Below are 14,091 nucleotides of genomic sequence, written 5' to 3' on the forward strand. Positions count from 1 at the left end.
TCCGGCAGTGGTTATTTCGACTCTCGCGTTCCCTTGTTGGAGGAAAAAACATGCGTCATCCATTAGTTATGGGTAACTGGAAGCTTAACGGCAGCACTCACATGGTTAACGAACTGATCGCCGCTCTGCGCAATGAGCTGAGCAGCGTAGACGGCTGTGGCGTCGCTATCGCACCGCCTGTGATGTACCTGGACCAGGCGAAACACGCACTGGCCGGCAGCCGCATTGCTCTGGGCGCTCAAAACGTAGACGTGAACCTGTCCGGCGCATTCACCGGTGAAGTTTCCGCCGACATGCTGAAAGATATCGGTGCGCAATACATCATCATCGGCCACTCCGAGCGTCGTACTTACCACAAAGAAACCGATGCAGCGATCGCCGAGAAATTTGCCGTGCTGAAAAAAGCCGGCCTGATCCCAGTGCTGTGCATCGGTGAAACCGACGCAGAAAACGAAGCGGGTAAAACCGAAGAAGTTTGTGCACGCCAGATCGACGCCGTGCTGAAAACTCAGGGCGCAGAAGCCTTCAAAGGCGCCGTTATCGCTTATGAGCCAATCTGGGCTATCGGTACCGGTAAATCCGCCACCCCTGCGCAGGCTCAGGCAGTACACAAATTTATCCGCGATCACATCGCCAAACAGGACGCTGCAGTAGCTGCAGAAGTGATCATCCAGTACGGCGGTTCTGTGAACGATAAAAATGCCGCCGAGCTGTTCACCCAGCCGGACATCGACGGCGCGCTGGTTGGCGGCGCCTCACTGAAAGCCGATGCTTTCGCTGTGATCGTCAAAGCCGCTGCCGCTGCTAAAAAAGCCTGATTTCTTTCTCTGGCTGTGACTAGTCCTGATATAGGTTGACACTTTTCAGCCGGATAACGCCCGATGAACCTCATCGGGCGTTTTATATTTTAGCGACAGGTGCGGCCGCCGTGTGTTGTAGATGTTCACCGATTCCCTGACCATCTTTCTTGCCTGCGCGATGTCTTCTGGCCTGCCGAGCAGGTATTCCGTTTTAAGTATCCCGTTTACCCGTTCCGCCAGCGCATTCTGATAACAGTCATACCCGTCCGTCATCGAGCAAGTGACACCATACTTCTGATGTAACGCCTGATATTCTTGCGAGCAGTACTGGATACCCCTGTCCGAGTGATGCACCAACGGCAGCGCCGAGCGTCTGCTGGCCAGCGCCATTTTGAACGCGCAGGCGACATGTCGTGTATGCAGACTGTCATGCACGTGATACCCCACGATTTTTCTCGACCAGGCATCCGTTATCAGGCTGACATACGCCGTTCCCGTTCTCAGCGGCAGGTAGGTGATATCTGCCACCCATACTTGTTCCGGACGGCTGGCTATTACCTGATTATCCCCCGCCTTCAGCAAGTTGGGATGGCGATAAAAACGATGATGACTCTGCGTCGTCTTGTGATACGCCCGTTTGGGCATCACCAGTAACCGTGCACAACGCAGGATACTGAACAGCCGGTCTCGCCCCACATGCAACGCTGGTTCGGGGCGTCGTCGCAACAGGTGATGCAGCTTACGCGCCCCTAACCGGGGCTGGTGCAAGCGGATAGCCATCACCTGTTCGATGAGATGCCGGGCCTGCTCCTCTCTGCCTGCTTCGCGTTGCAGGGACTGATACCACGCCTGTCGGCTGATACCCATCCATCGGCAAGCGCGCGTTACTGTGAGTCGCGGCGTTTGTGTTTGCGCGATAAGGCGGCTAACTGCTTTTTTGTCAGCGTGGCACCGAACTCGGTATTCATCACTTTGACGACGGCTTCGAAGAACTGGGCTTTAACCTCGGATTCAGCCAATTGCTGTTCGAGTTCCTTAATGCGCTGTTCGGGCGTCAGAGGGAGTTTAGGCATGTTGTCTCCGCACGTTCTGGTGGCAGGGGAGGTCCGCCAGTCAAACTGACCGTATTTACGCAGCCAGTTCATAACCGTGTGGCTGCCCTGAATACCGTAGCGGTCTTGCGCCTGACGGTAAGTCATCTCGCCTTTTTCGACCTGTTCGACGACGGCTAATTTAAAGGATAGAGAATAATCGCGTTGTGTGCGTTTAACATACTGGTTCATCACATTTTCCTCTGTGCGTGAGTAAAATGTGTCAACGCTATTCAGGACGGGTCACTGCTAAATAAAAAACCCCGGCTTGCCGGGGTTTTTTATTATTGTCATCAAGGCATCAGCGTTTGCTGATTTCGTCGAACACACCGCCGGTGGCGAAGTGTACCTTCTGTGCCTGAGTCCAACCGCCGAAGGTATCATCCACCGTGAACAGCTTCAGTTTCGGGAATTGCTCGGCAAACTTGGCCGCCACAGCCGCGTCACGCGGACGGTAGTAGTTTTTCGCCGCGATGGTTTGTCCTTCCGGCGTATACAGATATTTCAGGTAAGCCGTCGCCACATCACGGGTACCGCGCTTATCAACCACTTTATCCACCACCGAGACGGTCGGCTCCGCCAAAATCGATTCACTTGGGGTGATAATTTCAAACTTGTCTTTACCCAGCTCTTTCTCCGCCAGCAAAGCTTCGTTTTCCCAGGCGATCAGCACATCGCCAATACCACGCTCAACGAAGGTATTGGTTGAACCGCGTGCGCCGGAATCCAGCACTTCGACGTTCTTATACAGGTTTTTAACGAACTCCTGCGCTTTGGCCTGATCGTTATTGTTCTGGTGTAGTGCGTAACCCCAGGCCGCCAGATAGTTCCAGCGTGCACCCCCGGAAGTTTTCGGGTTCGGGGTGATCACCGAGACGCCCGGCTTAATCAGATCTGGCCAGTCGTGAATTTGTTTTGGGTTGCCTTTACGCACCAGAAATACAATGGTCGAGGTATAAGGTGCCGAGTTGTCCGGCAGGCGTTTGATCCAATCTTTATCGATGCGTCCGCGTTCGGCAATGGCATCCACGTCATAGGCTAGCGCCAGCGTGACCACATCGGCTTCAATGCCGTTAATCACCGAGGTCGCCTGCTTGCCGGAGCCGCCATGTGACTGACGTACCGTCACTTTATCGCCGGTCTGCTGCTGCCAATATTTACCGAATGCGGTGTTATATTCCTGATAGAACTCGCGTGTCGGGTCGTACGAAACGTTCAGCAATTGGATATCTTTCGCCATGGCGCCGGACGCCAACAGCATTATTGTCAGACCTACACCCCATTTACGCATACGCATCGACTCGCTCTCCCAGGAAAATTAATCACAACCTCAATCGGTTGATTTAGCATCAGAGCCTGCCAGAAACTTTCCCGCCAATTAAAGAATAAAAAATGTTGGGCTAGACGATTATGGAATATAACTACCACGGGCATAAAAAAAGCCTCCGCGTGCGGAGGCTTCTCGAGCTGAATTAATGCGGGATCAGTACAGCTTTTTCGCTGTATCCAGCCAGTCGCCCTTGAACGGACGCTTCATGTTTTCGATCGCATCGATGATGTCGTGGTGCACCATCTTCTCGTTCTGGATACCGACGCAACGACCGCCGTAGCCCTGCAGCAGCAACTCAATCGCGTAAGCGCCCATGCGGGAAGCCAGAATACGGTCATAAGCTACCGGCGAGCCGCCGCGCTGAATGTGGCCCAGCACGGTCGCGCGGGTTTCACGCTTGGTTTCTTGTTCGATATGGCGAGCCAACTCATCGATATCGCAGATGTGTTCGGTGATCGCCACAATCGCGTGTTTTTTGCCTTTGGCAATACCAGCCTTGATTTCGCAGACCAGGTCTTCGCGGTTGAACTCGGTTTCAGGCAATACGATAAATTCACAACCACCGGCAATCGCCGCCGCCAGGGTCAGATCGCCACAGTAGCGCCCCATCACTTCAACGATGGAAATACGCTGATGAGAAGATGAGGTATCGCGCAGACGGTCAATAGCTTCCACGACGGTTTCTAGCGCGGTGAAGAAGCCGATGGTGTAGTCGGTACCGGCCACATCGTTATCGATGGTGCCTGGCAGGCCGATACAAGGGAAACCTTCTTCCGTCAGGCGTTTGGCGCCCATATAGGAACCGTCGCCGCCGATCACCACCAGCGCGTCAATACCGCGGTTTTTCAGATTCTCAATTGCCTTGGCGCGTACGCTGTCGTCTCTGAACTCAGGGAAGCGGGCTGAACCGAGGAAAGTGCCGCCGCGATTGATCATATCGGACACGCTATAGCGGTCCAATTGTTCCATGCGATCTTCGTACAAGCCAAGGTAGCCATCGTAAATACCAAAAACTTCCAGACCTTCCGAAAGTGCAGCACGCACAACGCCGCGGATTGCAGCGTTCATACCCGGCGAATCACCGCCACTCGTCAGTACACCGATTTTCTTGATCATGACTACCTCTGAACTGTAGATGCAATTTCTTAAGAATTCTGTATTCGCCGATTGTCTTGAAACCTCTCCGGCTGCAGAAAACCAGCTTTACGGCTTTATTGCTGGATATTATAGCAAAAACACCCAGCTGAATTGATTCAAGTCACGCAATATTGCGGTAAAAAAGCGTCATGGCACGCGGAGCTAATGCCGTTATCTATCCGCTGTGCGAGTTCCCGTTGTCCTGCATTAATTATAGCTCCCAACGCCCCTGTCGGCCCGCGGGCACTACAGAACAAGGATCCTGATGGATAAGAACATCAGCCCCCGGGAAACGGTGCAACAGCGCCTGTTCCACCTGTTCAGCCAGAATATGCGCCTGCATCAGCGGTAACGCATCGTCCATCTCCAGGTGCAACTGAATAAAGCGCGTCGGTCCGGACTGACGGGTACGCAGGTCATGCGCGCCTTTGACCCCAGGCCATGAGGAGATCACGTCGATAATCGCCTGGCGCTCGTCGTCCGGCAATGCCCGGTCCAGCAGCGATTGCACAGCTTCATTGCCCATTCGCAGCGCGCTATAAAGAATGTAGACGCCGATTCCCAGTGCAAACAGCGCATCTGCCCGGTGAAAACCGTACCAGCTTAGCGCAAGCGCTATAAGAATAGCACCATTCATCATGACATCTGACTGATAATGCAGCATATCTGCTCGGACGGCCTGACTGCGAGTTTTTCTTACCACCCAACGCTGATAGGTGACCAACAGCAGGGTGCTGACCAACGCCACTATCGTCACGGCAATACCGATGCCAGGGTCACGCAAGGTTTCCGGTGAGTACAGATGCTGAAAACCGGTCAGAAATAAAAACAACGCCGAGCCAGAAATGAACATGCTTTGCGCCAGCGCCGCCAACGATTCGGCCTTGCCGTGCCCGAAAGTGTGCTCCTCATCGGCCGGCTGCAGTGAGTAACGTACCACCAGCAGGTTGGTCAGCGACGCGGCAATATCCACCAGCGAATCCACCAGCGCGGCCAACAGGCTCACCGAACCGGTGCGGTACCAGGCGACAATTTTGATCAGTAACAGCGTTGAGGCCAAAACGGTGGCCGCTAACGCGGCGGATTTAACCAAACGCGCATATTGCGGTTCCATAACCCATCCCGGTTAAACGTTCAGAGGGTCAGTATAACGGAATGATGAGCAAAAAAGCCCTTCAGATAACCGCCGCCAACGTAGTGCATATCGCGAAGGGATGTCGCCATATCGATGCAAACAATCCGTGCGACCGGCGCTAAACGTCGTCATGGTCCATACTCTGTGGTTTAACCTTGCAGAGTTGCCTGGCGGGCTATCAAGCTGTAATTGATGGATAAAAAAAACCCCGCCATCATGGCGGGGGAAGACAGGGATGGTGTCTATGGCAAGGAAAAAACAGGGGACTACTCAGTCGTACTTAACTTCTGGGCAGAAGTTTGCTGCAAACCAGAAATCTGTTGCTCCATCTGCTGCATGCGCTGCTGATGTTTCTGGTCTAAAACGCTTTTTTGCTGTGGTGTCAGCAGGTTATACATTTGGTTGCGTACCCGGGCCATTTCGACCTGACGCTTAACCTGCTGCTGGGCCATCTGTTCCGCCTGGGCATACACGGCGGCTTCATCAAATTTGTCTGCGGTCACCAGCTTATGCATGGCTTCCATTTCAGCTACATTGACACCTGGCAGATCGTGGCGCGCCTGGCGCATTAAATCGCGCATTTGCTGGCGCTGTTGCTCAGTCAGGCTGACACCGTCAAACATGTGGTGTTGGCCAGGTGTTCTGGTGGTCGCATCGTTTCCGGGAGTCGGTGCAGTTTCCGATGTAGTGTCGGCAGCGAACGCAGCGGTAGAACCTATTGCCAGCATTGATGCCATAACTAATGCGGTCACCTTACGCATTTCAACTCCTCGTGCTTTCTCACTTTGCGAATCAACGAGGAGCAGTGTACTGCTGCACCTGCAAACATGCGTCAGTGCATGTAAAACTACGTAAAGTCATGGAATGCCAACAGTTGATGACGTATTTTGCGTCAGGAGGTAAAACATAATGAATAAAATTCTGTTAGTTGACGACGACCGCGAGCTGACCTCGCTGTTAAAAGAACTGCTTGAAATGGAAGGCTTTACCATCGTGGTTGCTTACGATGGCGAACAGGCGTTGTCGCTACTGGACAGCTCCATCGATCTGCTACTGCTCGATATCATGATGCCGAAGAAAAACGGTATCGATACGTTGAAAGAGCTGCGTCAGCACCACCAGACGCCGGTCATCATGCTGACCGCCCGCGGCAGTGAACTTGACCGCGTATTGGGCCTCGAACTGGGCGCCGATGACTACCTGCCAAAACCCTTTAACGATCGCGAACTGGTGGCACGTATCCGTGCAATTCTGCGCCGTTCCAACTGGAGCGAACAACAGCAGAATGTCGATACCGGCGCACCAACGCTGGACGTAGACGGCCTGCAGCTCAATCCAGGTCGCCAGGAAGCCAGTTTCGACGGCCAAACGCTGGATCTCACCGGCACCGAATTTACCCTGCTGTACCTGCTGGCGCAGCACCTTGGTCAAGTGGTGTCACGCGAACTGCTGAGCCAGGAAGTACTGGGTAAACGGCTGACGCCTTTTGATCGCGCTATCGATATGCACATCTCCAACCTGCGACGTAAGTTGCCGAACCGCAAAGACGGTCATCCGTGGTTCAAAACGCTGCGTGGTCGGGGTTACTTAATGGTATCTGCAACATGATCAACAGTTTGACGGCACGCATCTTCGCCATTTTCTGGTTCACATTGGCCCTGGTGCTGATGTTGGTGTTGATGGTGCCCAAGTTAGACTCCCGCCAAATGACCTCGCTGCTGGACAGCGAACAGCGGCAGGGGCTGATGCTGGAACAACACGTCGAGGCCGAGTTGCAAAACGATCCGGCCAACGATCTGATGTGGTGGCGACGCTTATTCCGCGCCATTGAAAAATGGGCCCCGCCAGGGCAGCGCCTGCTGCTGGTCACCAGCGAAGGCCGGGTGATTGGCAACATGCAGCGCAACGAAATGCAGTTGGTGCGCAATTTTATCGGCCAATCCGATAACGCCGATCATCCGAAGAAGAAGAAATATGGCCGTGTCGAACTGGTCGGCCCTTTCTCGGTGCGGGATGGTGAAGACAACTACCAGCTGTACCTGATCCGCCCTGCCAACAGCCCACAATCCGATTTTATCAACCTGATGTTCGACCGGCCGCTGCTGCTGCTGATCGTCACTATGCTGATCAGCGCCCCCTTGCTGCTATGGCTGGCCTGGAGCCTGGCAAAACCGGCGCGCAAGCTGAAGAATGCGGCGGACGATGTCGCACGTGGCAACCTGAAACAGCATCCTGAGCTGGAGGCCGGGCCACAAGAGTTCCTGGCGACCGGCGCCAGTTTTAACCAAATGGTCAGCGCGTTGGAACGCATGATGACCGCTCAGCAACGGCTGATCTCCGATATTTCGCATGAGTTGCGCACGCCGCTGACCCGTTTGCAGCTGGCCACCGCATTAATGCGCCGTCGCCACGGCGAAGGGCACGAGCTGGCACGTATCGAAACCGAAGCACAGCGCCTGGACTCGATGATTAACGATTTACTGGTGTTGTCGCGTGGGCAACAGAAAAGTGAGTTGGTGCGTGAGCGCTTGCTGGCCAACGAACTGTGGGCCGACGTGCTGGACGACGCCAGCTTCGAAGCCGAACAAATGGGCAAACAGCTGGAGATCACCTCCCCTCCCGGCCCGTGGACCCTGTACGGTAACGCCGGTGCGCTGGATAGCGCGCTGGAAAATATCGTGCGTAATGCCCTGCGTTATTCGAACACCCATATTGCCGTGGCGTTCAGCGCAGACAACCAAGGCATCACCATTGTGGTCGACGACGACGGTCCCGGTGTCAGCGCGGAAGATCGCGAGCAAATATTCCGACCGTTCTATCGAACCGATGAAGCACGCGATCGCGCATCCGGCGGGACAGGTCTGGGCCTGGCCATCGTAGAGGCGGCGGTTAACCAGCACCGTGGCTGGGTGAAAGCGGAAGACAGTCCGCTCGGCGGCCTGCGTCTGGTGCTGTGGTTACCGCTCCACCAACGCTGATAGCCTAAGACAGGCCGGTAAGATTTTGCTATTCTGCGCCCCTCGTCATGAGGGGCTTTTTACATGCTGAACATCGTTTTATTCGAACCTGAAATTCCACCCAATACCGGCAATATCATCCGTCTGTGCGCCAATACCGGTTTTCAACTGCATCTGATAGAGCCAATGGGCTTCCCGTGGGATGATAAACGCCTGCGCCGCGCCGGGCTGGACTACCATGAATTCGCCAGTATCCGACGTCATGCCGACTACGCCGCCTTTATCGCCAGCGAAAATCCGCAGCGTCTGTTTGCCCTGACCACCAAAGGCACCCCGGCACACAGCGCAGTCAGCTACCAGGCTGGCGACTACCTGTTGTTCGGACCGGAAACTCGCGGTCTGCCCGCCGAGATCCTTGACGCCTTGCCGGCACAGCAGAAAATCCGCATCCCCATGCAGGCACAAAGCCGCAGCATGAACCTGTCCAATGCTGTCGCGGTAGTCGTGTACGAAGCCTGGCGGCAGTTGGACTACGCGGGCGCGCTGATTAAGTCTTAATCAATGACAACCGCTCCTGCGGAGACGATAATACTGAAAGGTTTCCTCTCCGGGGACATCGCATGGCTTTGGCTAAGAGCATTATTGCGCAGATACGCAGGCTCGAGCGCGCGCTGAATCAGGCGCTGCTGCGTTTGCAGGCCCCCTCAGACGTTGAGGCCTTGCACGACGTACGCATCAACCTGCAGCGTATCAGAAGTCTGCTGCGACCATTACGCGGTATCCCTGGCGTAACTGGCCTCAGCAGCGCTGCTGCCGACTTGGGAAAAATCACTACGCCGATACGCGATCTGGAAGTGCTGATCGCCGAACTGGAACTGCATCAGTTGGCATGGCAGGCCAATACGCGCAAAACCGAGCTGTACCGCCGCAAACTCGCGCTGATGTCACACCCGTTGCTGACCCATTTTCCCACTCTGCTACATACCTGGCCAAAAATCTTTCACCGAACTCAACCCCGACACATCAAACGTCGTGTTGCCCTCCGCCTGCGCCTCCAGGTAAAACAGCTACGCCTGGCATTGGCCGACATACATTACGATCGGCACCAACTGCGCCTGCTGGTTAAGCGTCTGCGTTATGTTGCCGAAGCCTATTCTCAACTCTCCCTCATCACGCCTGAAACCGTCGCCAGCCTGAAAACGGCACAAAGCGCACTCGGAGATTGGCACGATCGTTTTGTCTGGTGCCAGCAGGCCGAAAACCAGCAAGATCTCTGGCCGCTGTTGCCGCAGTGGCAAATGGCGCTGGAGACGACGCGGGAGCAAGCAGAAAAGGCACTGCTTTCACTTTCGCGAACGCTGAGTGCCTAAAACCAGCGGCGTATCACGATACTGTCAAAAGAATGCAGAAACAGGGCACGGCGAGCGCCGAAAACATTCACTGCCCCGGAGGATAATAAGCTATGTTTTGTAAGGGTAATCGACATTCATCATAGGAAATCGTATGAAAAAACAACGTTTGGGCGTTGCCATGGCGGTTTTGGCAGCGGGCCTGTTACTGGCGGGCTGTTCGTCCAAAGTAACCAAAACGGATCAGTACTCGGGATTCCTGTCTGACTACAGCAAACTGCAGGAAACCACATCACCAAGCGGCCACAAAACGCTGCGCTGGATCGACCCAAGCTACAAAGAGTCCAACTACCGCGGCCTGTATTTTGAGCCAGTAGTCTATTTCCCTGCTGAAAAACCGACGACGCGCGTTAGCCAAGATACGCTGAATAAAATAAAGGCTTACGCTTCTCAGCGGATTAAAACCGCGCTTCAAGATCGCTTTACCGTACTCAATAGTCCGGCCGGATCACGCGTGCTGGTGGCTAAACTCGCCATCACCGCAGTGTCTGCAGAAAACGAAGATATGAAATTCTATGAGGTGGTACCGGTCGCGGCTGTGGTTGCCAGCACCATGGCGGCCAGCGGTCACAGAACCCAAAACACCACGCTGTATATCGAAGGTGAATTGATCGATCAGGACACCGGCAAAACGGTGCTGGAAGTCGCTCGTAAAGCCTATGGTAAAACCGTCAGCAACGACAGCTCACCGGTAACAGCGGAAGACGTCAAAGCAGCGATCGACGACATGGTTAAAGACATCACCAACTTCCCTAAACAGGGTTAACCCTGCGAAGAAACAAATCAGGGGAGCCAAAGCTCCCCCGATTTTATTCGTCAACTCAGCGGATTAAATCCCGTCACCGTATTCAAAGCCGTGATTGGTACCGTTGAAGTACTGGTCCATATCCATCGACGGCGTATCGCTTTCTGGCCGGCCGACGAGGCGTGCAGGCACGCCCGCGGCGGTCGTATGCGCAGGTACAGACTGCAGCACCACCGAGCCAGCACCGATTTTAGCGCCTTTACCCACTTCGATATTGCCGAGAATTTTAGCCCCGGCGCCAATCATTACGCCCTCACGGATCTTCGGATGGCGATCGCCGCTGGTCTTTCCGGTACCACCAAGGGTAACCGACTGCAGAATAGACACGTTATTTTCTACTACGGCAGTTTCACCGATCACGATACCAGTAGCGTGGTCAAGCATAATGCCGCAGCCAATCGTGGCCGCCGGGTGGATGTCCACGCCGAAAGCGACCGAAATCTGATTCTGCAGATATATCGCCAATGCCTGCCGCCCCTGCAGCCACAGCCAGTGGCCGATACGGTAGGCCTGCAGCGCATGAAAACCTTTCAGGTACAGCAGCGGCGTTGAATATTTATCTACCGCCGGGTCTCGCAGGCGCACGGCCAGGATGTCACGGGCGGCCGAAGCGATCATTTGCTGGTCGGCTAAGTAGGCGTCTTCCACCACTTCACGCACCGCAATGGCCGGCATAATGGGATTTGCCAGCTTGTTTGCCAGAATATAGCTGAGCGCACCGCCCAGGTTATCGTGCTTGAGCAACGTCGCATGATAAAAGCTAGCCAGCATCGGTTCACACTCAGCCAGCTCTCTCGCCTCTGATTTAATGCTATTCCAGACCTGCTCTAACTCTTCTGACGACATCAGGTTCCTCTCCGCCTTGCAAAACAGGCTGCCTCATCGCATAGCAATCAGGCAGCCCAATTCAGTTGCCGGGGTCAGCATGCCGCCCCGCATTCTATTTTATAGGTCAAGCGTTGTGTTTTTCGTCTTTTCTGGTCCGCCCCAACAGGCTTAGTGCAGCCTCGCGGGCATCTTTATGGCAGTACAGCACCTGGTAAATCTGTTCGGTAATCGGCATTTCAACGCCGTGCCGCTGCGCCAACGCCAATACCTCTTTGGTATTACGATAGCCTTCGACCACCTGACCTATACTGTCCTGCGCTTCCTGCACGCCTTTTCCCTGCCCCAGCATAATACCGAAGCGGCGGTTGCGCGATTGGTTATCGGTGCAGGTTAACACCAGATCGCCCAGCCCTGCCATGCCCATGAAGGTCGAAGGATCGGCACCCAGCGCAGAGCCAAGGCGTGTCATTTCCGTCAAGCCGCGGGTAATCAATGCGGTACGGGCATTGGCACCAAACCCGATACCGTCTGACATCCCAGCGCCAATGGCAATCACGTTTTTCACTGCCCCGCCCAACTGCACGCCGATAAAATCGGGGTTGCTGTAGACGCGGAAACTTTTTCCGCAGTGCAGCAACTGCTGCAAGTCATCGGCGAACTGCGCATCGGTAGAGGCCAACGCAATGGCGGTAGGCAGCCCGGCAGCCAGCTCTTTGGCGAACGTCGGTCCGGAGACCACCGCCAGCGGAATGGCTTCGCCCAGTGCTTCGCGCGCCACGTCCTGCAACAGCCGACCGGTTTCTGCCTCCAGCCCTTTGGTCGCCCAAACGATACGGGCATCCGGCCGCAAATGCGGTTTCAACTGGCGTAGCACATCACCGAATACATGGCTTGGCACCACCACCAGCACGTCGCGGCTGGCCGCCAGCGCACGGGCCAAATCGGCTTCAAGCAACAGCGTATCGGGGAAGGTGACGTCGGGAAGAAAGGCCTGATTGCAGCGATCGTGCTGCATTTTTTGAATCTGCTCGGGGTTATGGCCCCAGAGCACCACGGAGTGGCCGTTACGCGCCAGCGTAATAGCTAATGCGGTGCCGTACGAGCCGGCACCGATCACTGTCATTGAAGCATTGACGCTGTTCATCAGGCATCCTGATGTGGTGCGGCACCTTCGCCTTCCGCCTGCTGCTGCAGATAGTTCATGAACAGCGCGTCAAAGTTAACCGGTGCCAGGTTCAGCTGCGGGAATGTACCGCGAGAAACCAGGCTGGTGATGCACTCACGCGCATACGGGAACAGAATGTTCGGGCAGTATGCGCCCAGGCAATGCGCCAGCTGCGTGCCGTCGATGCCCGCTACGGAGAAGATGCCCGCCTGCTGCACTTCACACAGGAACGCAGTTTCTTCGCCCAGAGACGCCGTCACGGTTACGCGCAGTACAACCTCATACACTTCGTCAGCCAACTGGCTGGAAGCGGTATCTAGATCCAGTTTAACTTCTGGCTGCCATTCCTGCTGGAAAACCTGCGGCGCTTTTGGCGCTTCGAAGGAGATATCCTTGGTGTAAATGCGCTGAATCTGGAAAGCCATCTCTGTGCTGTTTTGTTCTGACATGTGTGTAATACCCTTGGTTAAACGTCCTTATTGACACTCAGTAACTGGTAGCGGCCCGCTTAAAGCAGCGGATCCAGACCACCACGAGCATCGAGTTCATATAAATCATCGCAGCCGCCGATATGTTGGCCATCGATGAAAATCTGAGGCACGGTGGTGCGCCCACTGCGCGCAATCATCGCTTCGCGTTTTTCATTATCGCCATCGATGGCGATTTCGTTAAACGCGGCGCCCTTGCTGTTCAGCAGCGCTTTAGCGCGATGGCAGAACGGGCAGGTCGCTTTGGTGTAGATATCAATGTTAGCCATGGATTACCACCTCAACTACGTTAAACAATTACTTACCGCGTACTAATGGCAGGTTTTCCCCGCTCCAGCCGGCAATCCCGTCCTTCAGCGTGGTGACATTTTCGAAACCCGCCTTGTGCAGGTTTTCTGCCGGCTCGCGGGAAGTGGTGCCGTTGGCACACACCACGATGATCGGCTGAGCCTTGTGTTTTTCCAGCTCGCCCAGGTTGCCGCTTTTGATTTCGCTGGCGGTCAGGTTAATCGCGTTGGCCAAGTGGCCTCTGCGGAAATCATCACGGCTGCGGGTATCCACCACAACGGCATCTTCTTTATTAATCAGTCGGGTGGCTTCACCACGGGTGATCTCTTTCACCTTGGAGAAACTGCTCTTGAAGGTCATGACGATCACCGCAACCAGCAGGGCGATCCAGGCCAGGCTCAGTATGGGATGCTTGCTAACGAATTGCATAATTTCTTGCAGCATGGGGTGTAACAACTCCCGTCAGTTTAAGGAAAAAATAACTCAAGGTTCCAGAGTATACCTGCCGAGTGCAGCAAATACAGCCAATAAGCAAGCGCTAGTGCAGAAACTGCGGGCTACGCTGAGAAATTCTCTGCGCCACAGCCTAAAAGCCGCCCTTGTTGACCGCAACTTTGATCTCTCTGGGCTCTTTTTAACCGTCGGCGTTGTAAAATCG

At 54.8% G+C, this 14,091-nt stretch carries 15 protein-coding genes and 1 pseudogene; 6 read left to right on the plus strand and 10 right to left on the minus strand.

The annotated features are described in order from the left end of the window. Positions 1-50 precede the first annotated feature (50 nt). Positions 51-818 carry a triose-phosphate isomerase gene (gene tpiA / locus H0S68_RS23935; RefSeq protein ID WP_041415104.1) on the plus strand — a complete coding sequence of 256 codons (768 nt, stop codon included), beginning with the start codon at positions 51-53 and terminating at the stop codon, positions 816-818. A 19-nt stretch (positions 819-837) separates the two neighbouring features. Here tpiA and H0S68_RS23940 read toward each other — a convergent pair. The 5 genes and pseudogenes from H0S68_RS23940 to cpxP all read right to left on the minus strand — a co-directional run bounded on the left by H0S68_RS23940 (position 838) and on the right by cpxP (position 6,254). Then, positions 838-2,083, minus strand: a pseudogene (locus H0S68_RS23940) (IS3 family transposase). A 109-nt stretch (positions 2,084-2,192) separates the two neighbouring features. Continuing rightward, positions 2,193-3,182: a sulfate ABC transporter substrate-binding protein gene (locus H0S68_RS23945; RefSeq protein ID WP_046375108.1), complete on the minus strand. Its 990-nt coding sequence runs from the start codon at positions 3,180-3,182 to the stop codon at positions 2,193-2,195. A gap of 192 nt (positions 3,183-3,374) precedes the next feature. Next, on the minus strand, positions 3,375-4,337 hold the full coding sequence (gene pfkA / locus H0S68_RS23950) for a 6-phosphofructokinase (protein WP_020837567.1): 963 nt from the start codon (positions 4,335-4,337) through the stop codon (positions 3,375-3,377). 232 nt (positions 4,338-4,569) lie between these two features. Then, the gene (gene fieF, locus H0S68_RS23955) at positions 4,570-5,472 is read right to left on the minus strand and encodes a CDF family cation-efflux transporter FieF (protein WP_020837568.1); all 903 of its coding nucleotides are present in this window, start codon (positions 5,470-5,472) and stop codon (positions 4,570-4,572) included. Between the two features lie 287 nt (positions 5,473-5,759). Next, complete coding sequence (gene cpxP / locus H0S68_RS23960) at positions 5,760-6,254, minus strand: cell-envelope stress modulator CpxP (RefSeq protein ID WP_041415106.1); 495 nt, start codon at positions 6,252-6,254, stop codon at positions 5,760-5,762. A 148-nt stretch (positions 6,255-6,402) separates the two neighbouring features. On the opposite strand from cpxP, the gene cpxR reads away from it, so the two are divergent. From cpxR to H0S68_RS23985, 5 genes are all read left to right on the plus strand, one after another. Further along, positions 6,403-7,101, plus strand: coding sequence for an envelope stress response regulator transcription factor CpxR (gene cpxR / locus H0S68_RS23965; RefSeq protein ID WP_004953234.1), 699 nt, complete (start codon positions 6,403-6,405; stop codon positions 7,099-7,101). Then, positions 7,098-8,471, plus strand: coding sequence for an envelope stress sensor histidine kinase CpxA (gene cpxA, locus H0S68_RS23970; RefSeq protein WP_020837572.1), 1,374 nt, complete (start codon positions 7,098-7,100; stop codon positions 8,469-8,471). The genes cpxR and cpxA overlap by 4 nt, the downstream gene beginning before the upstream one ends. Positions 8,472-8,534: 63 nt before the next feature. Next, entirely contained in the window at positions 8,535-9,008 is a 474-nt protein-coding gene (gene trmL, locus H0S68_RS23975) for a tRNA (uridine(34)/cytosine(34)/5-carboxymethylaminomethyluridine(34)-2'-O)-methyltransferase TrmL (protein WP_020837573.1), read from the plus strand. A 62-nt stretch (positions 9,009-9,070) separates the two neighbouring features. Then, positions 9,071-9,820 carry a CHAD domain-containing protein gene (locus H0S68_RS23980; RefSeq protein WP_259220105.1) on the plus strand — a complete coding sequence of 250 codons (750 nt, stop codon included), beginning with the start codon at positions 9,071-9,073 and terminating at the stop codon, positions 9,818-9,820. 133 nt (positions 9,821-9,953) lie between these two features. Next, a complete protein-coding gene (locus H0S68_RS23985; RefSeq protein ID WP_020837576.1) occupies positions 9,954-10,625 on the plus strand; it encodes a DUF3313 domain-containing protein in 672 nt (223 codons plus the stop codon). Positions 10,626-10,688: 63 nt separating this feature from the next. Here H0S68_RS23985 and cysE read toward each other — a convergent pair whose 3' ends face one another. From cysE to H0S68_RS24010, 5 genes are all read right to left on the minus strand, one after another. Further along, the gene (gene cysE / locus H0S68_RS23990; protein ID WP_046374883.1) at positions 10,689-11,510 is read right to left on the minus strand and encodes a serine O-acetyltransferase; all 822 of its coding nucleotides are present in this window, start codon (positions 11,508-11,510) and stop codon (positions 10,689-10,691) included. A 106-nt stretch (positions 11,511-11,616) separates the two neighbouring features. Beyond that, positions 11,617-12,636, minus strand: a complete 1,020-nt coding sequence (gpsA, locus tag H0S68_RS23995) for an NAD(P)H-dependent glycerol-3-phosphate dehydrogenase (protein WP_020837578.1) — start codon at positions 12,634-12,636, stop codon at positions 11,617-11,619. Next, positions 12,636-13,106, minus strand: a complete 471-nt coding sequence (secB, locus tag H0S68_RS24000) for a protein-export chaperone SecB (RefSeq protein ID WP_020837579.1) — start codon at positions 13,104-13,106, stop codon at positions 12,636-12,638. Before secB ends, gpsA begins: the two co-directional genes overlap by 1 nt. 59 nt (positions 13,107-13,165) lie before the next feature. Further along, complete coding sequence (gene grxC / locus H0S68_RS24005; RefSeq protein ID WP_012147490.1) at positions 13,166-13,414, minus strand: glutaredoxin 3; 249 nt, start codon at positions 13,412-13,414, stop codon at positions 13,166-13,168. Between the two features lie 28 nt (positions 13,415-13,442). After that, complete coding sequence (locus tag H0S68_RS24010; RefSeq protein WP_400827928.1) at positions 13,443-13,877, minus strand: rhodanese-like domain-containing protein; 435 nt, start codon at positions 13,875-13,877, stop codon at positions 13,443-13,445. Positions 13,878-14,091 lie beyond the last annotated feature (214 nt).

It is taken from the genome of Serratia sp. AXJ-M, from assembly GCF_046531865.1.
Classification (GTDB): domain Bacteria; phylum Pseudomonadota; class Gammaproteobacteria; order Enterobacterales; family Enterobacteriaceae; genus Serratia; species Serratia liquefaciens.

Coding starts and splice junctions, on each gene's coding strand:
- tpiA (WP_041415104.1), top strand. CDS start 51: ATGCGTCATCCATTAGTTATGGGTAACTGGAAGCTTAACGGCAGCACT.
- H0S68_RS23945 (WP_046375108.1), bottom strand. CDS start 3,182: ATGCGTAAATGGGGTGTAGGTCTGACAATAATGCTGTTGGCGTCCGGC.
- pfkA (WP_020837567.1), bottom strand. CDS start 4,337: ATGATCAAGAAAATCGGTGTACTGACGAGTGGCGGTGATTCGCCGGGT.
- fieF (WP_020837568.1), bottom strand. CDS start 5,472: ATGGAACCGCAATATGCGCGTTTGGTTAAATCCGCCGCGTTAGCGGCC.
- cpxP (WP_041415106.1), bottom strand. CDS start 6,254: ATGCGTAAGGTGACCGCATTAGTTATGGCATCAATGCTGGCAATAGGT.
- cpxR (WP_004953234.1), top strand. CDS start 6,403: ATGAATAAAATTCTGTTAGTTGACGACGACCGCGAGCTGACCTCGCTG.
- cpxA (WP_020837572.1), top strand. CDS start 7,098: ATGATCAACAGTTTGACGGCACGCATCTTCGCCATTTTCTGGTTCACA.
- trmL (WP_020837573.1), top strand. CDS start 8,535: ATGCTGAACATCGTTTTATTCGAACCTGAAATTCCACCCAATACCGGC.
- H0S68_RS23980 (WP_259220105.1), top strand. CDS start 9,071: ATGGCTTTGGCTAAGAGCATTATTGCGCAGATACGCAGGCTCGAGCGC.
- H0S68_RS23985 (WP_020837576.1), top strand. CDS start 9,954: ATGAAAAAACAACGTTTGGGCGTTGCCATGGCGGTTTTGGCAGCGGGC.
- cysE (WP_046374883.1), bottom strand. CDS start 11,510: ATGTCGTCAGAAGAGTTAGAGCAGGTCTGGAATAGCATTAAATCAGAG.
- gpsA (WP_020837578.1), bottom strand. CDS start 12,636: ATGAACAGCGTCAATGCTTCAATGACAGTGATCGGTGCCGGCTCGTAC.
- secB (WP_020837579.1), bottom strand. CDS start 13,106: ATGTCAGAACAAAACAGCACAGAGATGGCTTTCCAGATTCAGCGCATT.
- grxC (WP_012147490.1), bottom strand. CDS start 13,414: ATGGCTAACATTGATATCTACACCAAAGCGACCTGCCCGTTCTGCCAT.
- H0S68_RS24010 (WP_400827928.1), bottom strand. CDS start 13,877: ATGCTGCAAGAAATTATGCAATTCGTTAGCAAGCATCCCATACTGAGC.